Source organism: Bradyrhizobium valentinum (assembly GCF_001440405.1).
Taxonomy (GTDB): Bacteria; Pseudomonadota; Alphaproteobacteria; order Rhizobiales; family Xanthobacteraceae; genus Bradyrhizobium; species Bradyrhizobium valentinum.
This window is the reverse complement of the sequence record NZ_LLXX01000024.1, coordinates 66253-73061: the sequence shown is the minus strand read 5'-3', so window position 1 is coordinate 73061 and position 6809 is coordinate 66253. Positions and strand designations below refer to the sequence as shown.

At 64.3% G+C, this 6809-nt stretch carries 7 protein-coding genes; 3 read left to right on the top strand and 4 right to left on the bottom strand.

The window, feature by feature from the left end; all coding sequences use genetic code 11:
* Together CP49_RS46895 and CP49_RS03105 are read right to left on the bottom strand one after the other, a co-directional pair.
* Positions 1 to 781: molybdopterin molybdotransferase MoeA (locus CP49_RS46895; protein WP_245310458.1), on the bottom strand; the 781-nt coding region annotated here is incomplete at its 3' end.
* 11 nt (positions 782 to 792) lie between these two features.
* Entirely contained in the window at positions 793 to 1419 is a 627-nt protein-coding gene (locus tag CP49_RS03105; protein WP_057848830.1) for an HAD-IA family hydrolase, read from the bottom strand.
* A gap of 130 nt (positions 1420 to 1549) precedes the next feature.
* Here CP49_RS03105 and CP49_RS03100 point away from each other — a divergent pair, with 130 nt between their 5' ends.
* On the top strand, positions 1550 to 1849 hold the full coding sequence (locus CP49_RS03100; protein WP_057848829.1) for a hypothetical protein: 300 nt from the start codon (positions 1550 to 1552) through the stop codon (positions 1847 to 1849).
* A 355-nt stretch (positions 1850 to 2204) separates the two neighbouring features.
* Positions 2205 to 3545 (top strand): S41 family peptidase, encoded by a 1341-nt coding sequence (locus tag CP49_RS03095; protein WP_057848828.1) that lies wholly within the window; start codon positions 2205 to 2207, stop codon positions 3543 to 3545.
* A gap of 25 nt (positions 3546 to 3570) precedes the next feature.
* On the opposite strand, the gene CP49_RS03090 is transcribed toward CP49_RS03095, so the two are convergent.
* Together CP49_RS03090 and CP49_RS03085 are read right to left on the bottom strand one after the other, a co-directional pair.
* On the bottom strand, positions 3571 to 4575 hold the full coding sequence (locus CP49_RS03090) for a Bug family tripartite tricarboxylate transporter substrate binding protein (RefSeq protein ID WP_057848827.1): 1005 nt from the start codon (positions 4573 to 4575) through the stop codon (positions 3571 to 3573).
* 206 nt (positions 4576 to 4781) lie between these two features.
* Positions 4782 to 5471, bottom strand: a complete 690-nt coding sequence (locus CP49_RS03085) for a DUF4336 domain-containing protein (RefSeq protein WP_057848826.1) — start codon at positions 5469 to 5471, stop codon at positions 4782 to 4784.
* Positions 5472 to 5583: 112 nt separating this feature from the next.
* On the opposite strand from CP49_RS03085, the gene CP49_RS46890 reads away from it, so the two are divergent.
* Positions 5584 to 6681, top strand: a complete 1098-nt coding sequence (locus CP49_RS46890; RefSeq protein WP_057848825.1) for a hypothetical protein — start codon at positions 5584 to 5586, stop codon at positions 6679 to 6681.
* Positions 6682 to 6809: the final 128 nt, after the last annotated feature.

Here is a 6809-nt window from a genome sequence, read left to right as displayed (position 1 = left end):
ACTGCTTGACGAGGTCGTGGTCGCCGACCGAGGCGCCCCCCACGGTGAGCAAAATGTCCGCGCCGGCCTCGCGGGCCCGCCGGATGCCTTGCGTGGTGGCGGCGACCGTGTCGGCGGCGATGCCGAGATCGACAACCTCGGCGCCTTCCGCCCGCGCCAGCGCCCGCAAGCCATAGCCGTTGGAATAGACAATCTGGCCGGGGCCGGGGCTTGCGCCGGGCATCACCAGCTCGTCGCCGGTGGCGAGGACAGCGACTTTCGGGCGGCGGTGCACCGCAAGCTCCGGATAGTTCATGCCGGCGGCGAGCGACAGGTCGCGGTCGGCGAGGCGGCGCCCGCGCGTGAGCAAGACATCGCCCTCGCGAAAATCGACGCCGGCGGCGCGGATATGCCGCCCCGGAACGGCGGCTTCCGTGATGGTGAGGGAATCGCCGTCGATCGTCGTATTTTCCTGGATGATGACGGCATCGGCGCCGTCAGGGATCACGCCGCCGGTGAAGATCCTTACCGCTTCGCCTTGGCCCACCTTGCGCTCGAACGGCCGGCCGGCTGCGACCTCGCCGATCACCTTCAGCTGCACGGAGGGATCGGCGGCATCTGCCGCGCGCACCGCATAGCCGTCCATCGCCGACATCGCCTGCGGCGGCTGCGTCCGCTTTGCTGCGACATCGCGCGCCAGTACGCGATGCCAGGCGGCCTCGAGCGCGATCATTTCTTCGGGCAGGGGGGCTGCACCGGCAAGGATCGCTGCAAGCGCATCGGCGACAGGCATCAACGCCACGGGCAGACCCCTCAAATACCAAGCGCGGCAAGCGCCGTTGCGACGTCATCCGGCGATGTCACATGCACCGCGGTCAAGCCTCGCGCGCGTGCGCCCGCAATATTCTCGGCGGAATCGTCGAAGAACACGATGCGAGACGCGGGGACGCCGATCGCTTTCACCACGTGATCATAGGCCGCAGCGTCCGGTTTCCGAAGCCCGATCACGGGCGACAGGTAGATTTCGCGGAAATGGCCGAGCACCCCGGCATAGGCTTTCGAGAAATGGTCGACATGCGCGCTGTTGGTGTTTGAGAAGGCGTAGAGCGGCAGCCGGGTTCCGGCGCGCGCGAGCATCGCGGCAATGCCAGGCATTTCGCCGGTGAAGATCGCGTTCCAGCCTTCGAGGAACTGGAGATCGGTGATGCCGATCCCGAGCGAGGCGCGCAGGCTTTCGAAAAACGCGGCGTCGCTGATCTCGCCGCGCTCGTGCCGCCGCCAGGCCTCATCGGGTGAAAAACGGCTGACGAGATCGGCGGGCTTGCAGCCTGCATGGCCGGCCCAGCTCGCCACCACCCTGTTGAAGTCGATATCGAGCACGACCCGGCCGAGATCGAACAGCAAGGCGTCGGCGGCGTGGGGGGCGAGCGGCGAATTCATGGCAGTCGTTTACAAAACTCGCCCGGTCTCGGCAACGGCCACGGGGATTCGCTCCCCTCACGCAATCCGGCGCTTAAGCCGGTGCGAGAGCTGTGCTAAGCCTTGGCCCGAAAAATTTTGGAGGGGTCGCATGAAAATCGTTGGCATGGTGGCTGTGATGCTGCTGCTGGCCGGGCCGGCCTGGGCCCAGTCGCAGCCTATGCAGAAATACGGGGACCCTGACAAAGTGAAGACTCCTGCGGAAATCCGGGCCGAGAAGGAGGCCGAGCAGTCCTACCGGAGATCGCTGGGCAACATACCCGAACAGAAGAGCACCGACCCCTGGGGAACGATGCGCGGCGACGGCGCGCCGAAGGCGGCGGCCAAAGATACCGCCAAGGCGCCGCCCGCCAGGCCGAAGGCCACATCCGCCGAAGGCGCCGCAAAGTAACCGAAGGCGCTGCAAAGTAAGACACTTCCCGGCGCCACGCCGGGACGATGATGTTCGTGAAGGCCATTCCATGCCGCATGGTGCCCCAATCGAACCCCGCGGAACCCGGCTCGGCCCATCCTGCATTGCACGCGACGGGAATTCAGCAAAAGCCGCCCTCTCCCCAGTAAGAAAATGTTCCTGTTTCAAGTGGCTCAGATCATTTCGGAGCCGATGAGGCCGTCTGAAAGCCGTAATGGCGCGGGTCTTCATGCCTTGATCCGACCAAAAAGCCATTGTGAGTTGGCGGGACTGGGACAGGGGCGCCGATTCACGGGAATCGCGGGCGTCCGTAAGCCGAAAGGGACGCCCCACGATGCGCAGGAATTTTGCCTTTCTTCTCGGCGCGGTGACGGGTGCGTGTCTGACCGTTCTCGTGGCGGGACCGCAGGGGGCGCATCTGGTGGCGGCGGCAAAGGCCGCGGCCCGTTCCGACACCTATACCCAGCTCAATCTGTTCGGCAGCGTGTTCGAGCGGATCAAGACCAGCTATGTCGAAAAGCCCGACGATTCCAAGCTGATGGAAGGCGCCATCAACGGCATGATCTCCGCGCTCGATCCTCATTCGCGCTATATGAATGAGAAGGGTTGGAGCGACATGCAGGAGACCACGCATGGCGAGTTCGGCGGGCTCGGCATCGAGGTCACGATGGAAGACGGCCTCGTCAAGGTGGTGACGCCGATTGACGATACGCCCGCGGCAAAGGCCGGCATATTGTCGGGCGATATCATCACCCAGATCGACGACGAGGCCATTCAGGGCCTGTCCCTCGAACAGGCGGTGAGCCGTATGAAGGGCCCCGCCAGCAGCAAGATCCGGCTCAAAGTCGTGCGCAAGGGTTCCGTCGCGCCGGTCGATATTGCCATCGTGCGCGAAATCATCCGGGTGCGGCCGGTCCGCCACAAGACCGACGGCGGCGATATCGGCTACATCAGGATCACCCGCTTCAACGAGCAGACCACCGACGGCTTGAAAAAGGCCATTGCCAGCATCGCCAAGGAGATCCCTGCGGACAAGCTCGCCGGCTATGTCGTCGACCTCCGCAACAATCCCGGCGGATTGCTTGACCAGGCGGTATCCGTGTCGAGCGCCTTCATGACGCGCGGCGAGGTCGTCTCGACGCGCGGCCGCACCGCGGAGGAAACCCAGCGCTTCAGCGCGCGCGGCGGCGACATCACCAAGGGCAAGCCGCTGGTGGTGCTGATCAACGGCGGCTCAGCTTCCGCGTCCGAGATCGTGGCCGGCGCGCTGCGCGACCACAAGCGCGCCACCCTGATCGGCACGCGCACCTTCGGCAAGGGCTCGGTGCAGACCATTATCCCGCTCGGATCAGGCAATGGCGCGCTGGCGCTGACCACGGCGCGCTACTTCACCCCATCAGGCCGCTCGATCCAGGCCCAGGGCATCGCGCCCGACGTCGAGGTGCTGCAGGACGTGCCGGACGAACTCAAGAGCCGCTCCGAACTCAAGGGCGAAGCCTCGATGCGCGGCCACCTGGCCGCCGACGGCGCCGAGCAGGCCGGCTCACAATCCTACGTTCCGCCGAACGACAAGGATGACAAGGCGCTGAACGCGGCGTTCAACCTGCTGCGCGGCGGCACGGTGAATGCGAATGCGAATGCGGCGACGGCGGCGAAGCGGGCGGTGCCGAACTAGCGGTCGCTTGCAGCCTAGAGGCCGGCTATTCCACCTTCAGCCCGAGCTGATGGACGAGCTTGCTCCACTTCTTTTCTTCCCGATCGATGTCGTCGGCATATTCGGCCGGCGTCGAGCTGAGAGGATCGCCGCCTTCGAGACGAATGCGTTTCTGCACCTCCAGATCGTTGCCGAGTTTGCGCAACTCGGCGCTGAGGATGTCTATGATCTCAGGTGGCGTGCCGTGCGGCGCAAGCAGCCCGTAATGCAACACGGCTTCGAAGCCGGGCAGTCCCGACTCGTCGAAAGTCGGCACATCGGGCAATAGCGAGAAGCGCGTCTTGCTGGTGACGGCGATGGCGCGCAGTTGGCCGGCCGCGATATTGCCCAGTGCCGGCGGCAGCACGCCGAACGCGACCGGCACGTGGCCGCCGAGCAGATCGTTCATGACCGGTGCCGTGCCCTTGTAGGGGATGATCGCGATGTCGATCCCGGCCTCGGCCTTGAACAGTTCGGCGCACATGTAGCCGCCGGTGCCGACAGGCGACGTGCCGATATTGAGCGTGCCCGGCGCCTTCCGCGCAAGCGCGATCAATTCTGCGGCCGTCTTCGCAGGAAACGACGGATGGGCGAGCAGGGCCACCGGCATCGAGGCGACGAGGCCGATCGGCGCGAAATCCTTGCGCGGATCCATGCCGAGCCTGGTGTAGAGGCTTGGGTTGATCGACAGCGTCCCGGTGTGGCCGAGCAGCAGCGTGTAGCCGTCCGGCGCGGCGCGCGCAACCGCGCGCGTGCCGATGGTGCCCCCGCCACCGCCGCGGTTGTCGACGGTCACGGTCTGGCGGAAAGCGTCCGACAGCTTTTGCGCCACCACGCGCGCCATCGCATCGACGCCGCCGCCGGCCGGGTACGGCACGACCAGCGTGATGGAGCGCGTCGGAAAGTCAGCAGCACGGGCAGTCGACATAAGCGAGGCGCCTGCGAACGCAACGGTCGATGCCACGGTGATCGCGGCGACCGTCACCAAATTGCGACGCGACAATTCATCCATGCGATGCCCCCTCTTGCAGGCGACGGCGACACGCCCAAGTCAAGAACACATCTTATGTTATGGCGTTCCGGACGGTTAATTCATGGCTGGATTATTTTGGTGACAGCGAGCGTTGTAGCCCGGATGGAGCGAAGCGAAATCCGGGGCGGCCACCAACAGACGGGGAATCCCCGGCTGGCTTCGCTCCATCCGGGTTACGTGCCGAATCACGCGATCAACCAGCCAAAGGCACGGCGCAGGTATGCCCGGGCATTCTCTTCTATTGGTGTTCCGTGGGCCATCAGCACCTTTTCGGCGGGCCAAGCGAGAATGCGTTGCAGAGAGTCCCGCGCGGCGCGGCGGTTGGCAAAGGCGACGCGAAACTTACGCGGCACCGACGGCTCAGGTCCTGTCATGAGATCCAGTTTCGCTACGATGGCTCGCCAGCCGGGGATCCGGTCGGCAGGGATCTGCTGGATCAGGTCGGTAAAGAGCACGGTCGCGCTCTTGACGTGAAAGAATACGACCTCGGTAGTGATCAGGTTGCCGTGCATCGGGACCTGATCGATCTCCTCGATCCAATCCGCGCTGGGCGCACTTCCCAGGTCAGCGTCGAATATTATGTCCGCTCGTTTCCTTCGCAATCCCGGCGGGGCGTAGACTTTGGCGGCGGGGTAGGCGCGCTTCCACTCTTGAAGAAACAAGTGATGAAGTGAATTGGGAGCAACAATGTGCCGTACTTGACCGATGGCATCCACCTCTGCGCGCAGGCCATCCGTGAGCTGTATCGGCGACCAGATGAAGAGGCTGTCGTCCGATAGACCGATTATAGCCATCCGAGTGGGGTAATGAAATCCGGCCACTGCTACTTCGGCTCCATCCGCAGTCCAGATCTGTTGGCCGAATTCCTTCAACATAGCCGATCTAACGCAATTGCAGCGGTCCGGATCAAGACCTCTTTTTTTGAAACCTCATCTCCATCCAAGCGTAACTCGGGCCGGACACCATGCGCGTTCAGACGGAGTAGTCATGTCGAAACAACGGATTTTGCTGACCCTGATCTTGTCCCTCGGTTCGAGTGCAGCCCTGCAGGCGAGTCCGCTGGATTCACCCGGCGTCGTTTATATCGATGGGCTGCCGTGCAACAGCGCCTGCCAATCCTACATGGCCTGGTCTGATCAGGCATTGTCTGCCCGGCATCGCGGGGAACGCGAGACGAAGGTCGTGGTACCAGCCGAGGCGGAAATAGAAAGAGTTGAACCAGCGGTTCGTCCACGCGTGTCGAGGCAACCAGCGCCAGTTTCCCGCACCTCGTCGCGTGCCGGCACGGCGGCGCCGCACAAGGCGGCTAACACCAAAAAGGCCGTCGTCCCCAAGCTCGCAGCAACCGGGAAGGATATTCCAACGGCGACGGTGACAGCGGCGCGGGAAAAGGCCGTCGCGGGAGGAGAGGTGCCGGAGCGCAAATTGGAAAGCTCCGACAGGCCGGAGCCGGCTCAGGCAGCCTCCATAGCCGCAGCACCGCCCGCGGAAGCCCCGAAATCCGAGGTCAAGTCCGACGTCGCCCTGCCGCCGCCAGCCACGCTCGAGATTGCCGCGCCGCCGGCCACGTCCGAGATCGCCGCTGCGCCCGCCACAGCCGCCGGCGCTCCCGCTTCGGCCCCCCGGACAATACAGCAGCAGGTTGTGGAAGCGACGGGCATGGCCGATTTCGTCACGGCAATCGGGGCGGGGCGGGAGCCGGCCAACAAATCGGACAATCCGGCAGTGGGGCCCGGTGAGGCCAGCGATACCGACAAGACGGCATCCGCATCGCCAGACGAGGACAATCTGGTAGCGCTTGTCCTGGCACGTCCGGAGATCAGTTCGTTATCCGACCTGAACAACAAGAACATTGCGATCGAGGAGAAGCAATCCGCATCGAGCGGACGTGTCAGCTCCGCATTCATGGCGGCGGGCGCCGCGGAAGTCCAGTTCAGCGAAGCAAAAGCCGGCGCGATCGATCGGCTGATCAGCGGCGAAGTCCCGGCCGCGGTTCTGACGCTGGCCTCGCGCGAAGCCGCAGAGCGGTTTCCCGATATCGAAGGCTTCAGGACGTTTCGGGTGCCGCTGAAGGCGCGGCTCTAGCAAGCGTAGGCGGAAGCGGCATCCGGGTTTTGGTTTATCCCCGTTGCGCTCATGCAGGCTAACTTACTGTCACAGAAATTTGCGTGTCTCATTCCAGGGGTGCAATCCACGACTGTCACCGTAATTCC

Coding starts and splice junctions, on each gene's coding strand:
- CP49_RS03105 (WP_057848830.1), bottom strand. CDS start 1,419: ATGAATTCGCCGCTCGCCCCCCACGCCGCCGACGCCTTGCTGTTCGAT.
- CP49_RS03100 (WP_057848829.1), top strand. CDS start 1,550: ATGAAAATCGTTGGCATGGTGGCTGTGATGCTGCTGCTGGCCGGGCCG.
- CP49_RS03095 (WP_057848828.1), top strand. CDS start 2,205: ATGCGCAGGAATTTTGCCTTTCTTCTCGGCGCGGTGACGGGTGCGTGT.
- CP49_RS03090 (WP_057848827.1), bottom strand. CDS start 4,575: ATGGATGAATTGTCGCGTCGCAATTTGGTGACGGTCGCCGCGATCACC.
- CP49_RS03085 (WP_057848826.1), bottom strand. CDS start 5,471: ATGTTGAAGGAATTCGGCCAACAGATCTGGACTGCGGATGGAGCCGAA.
- CP49_RS46890 (WP_057848825.1), top strand. CDS start 5,584: ATGTCGAAACAACGGATTTTGCTGACCCTGATCTTGTCCCTCGGTTCG.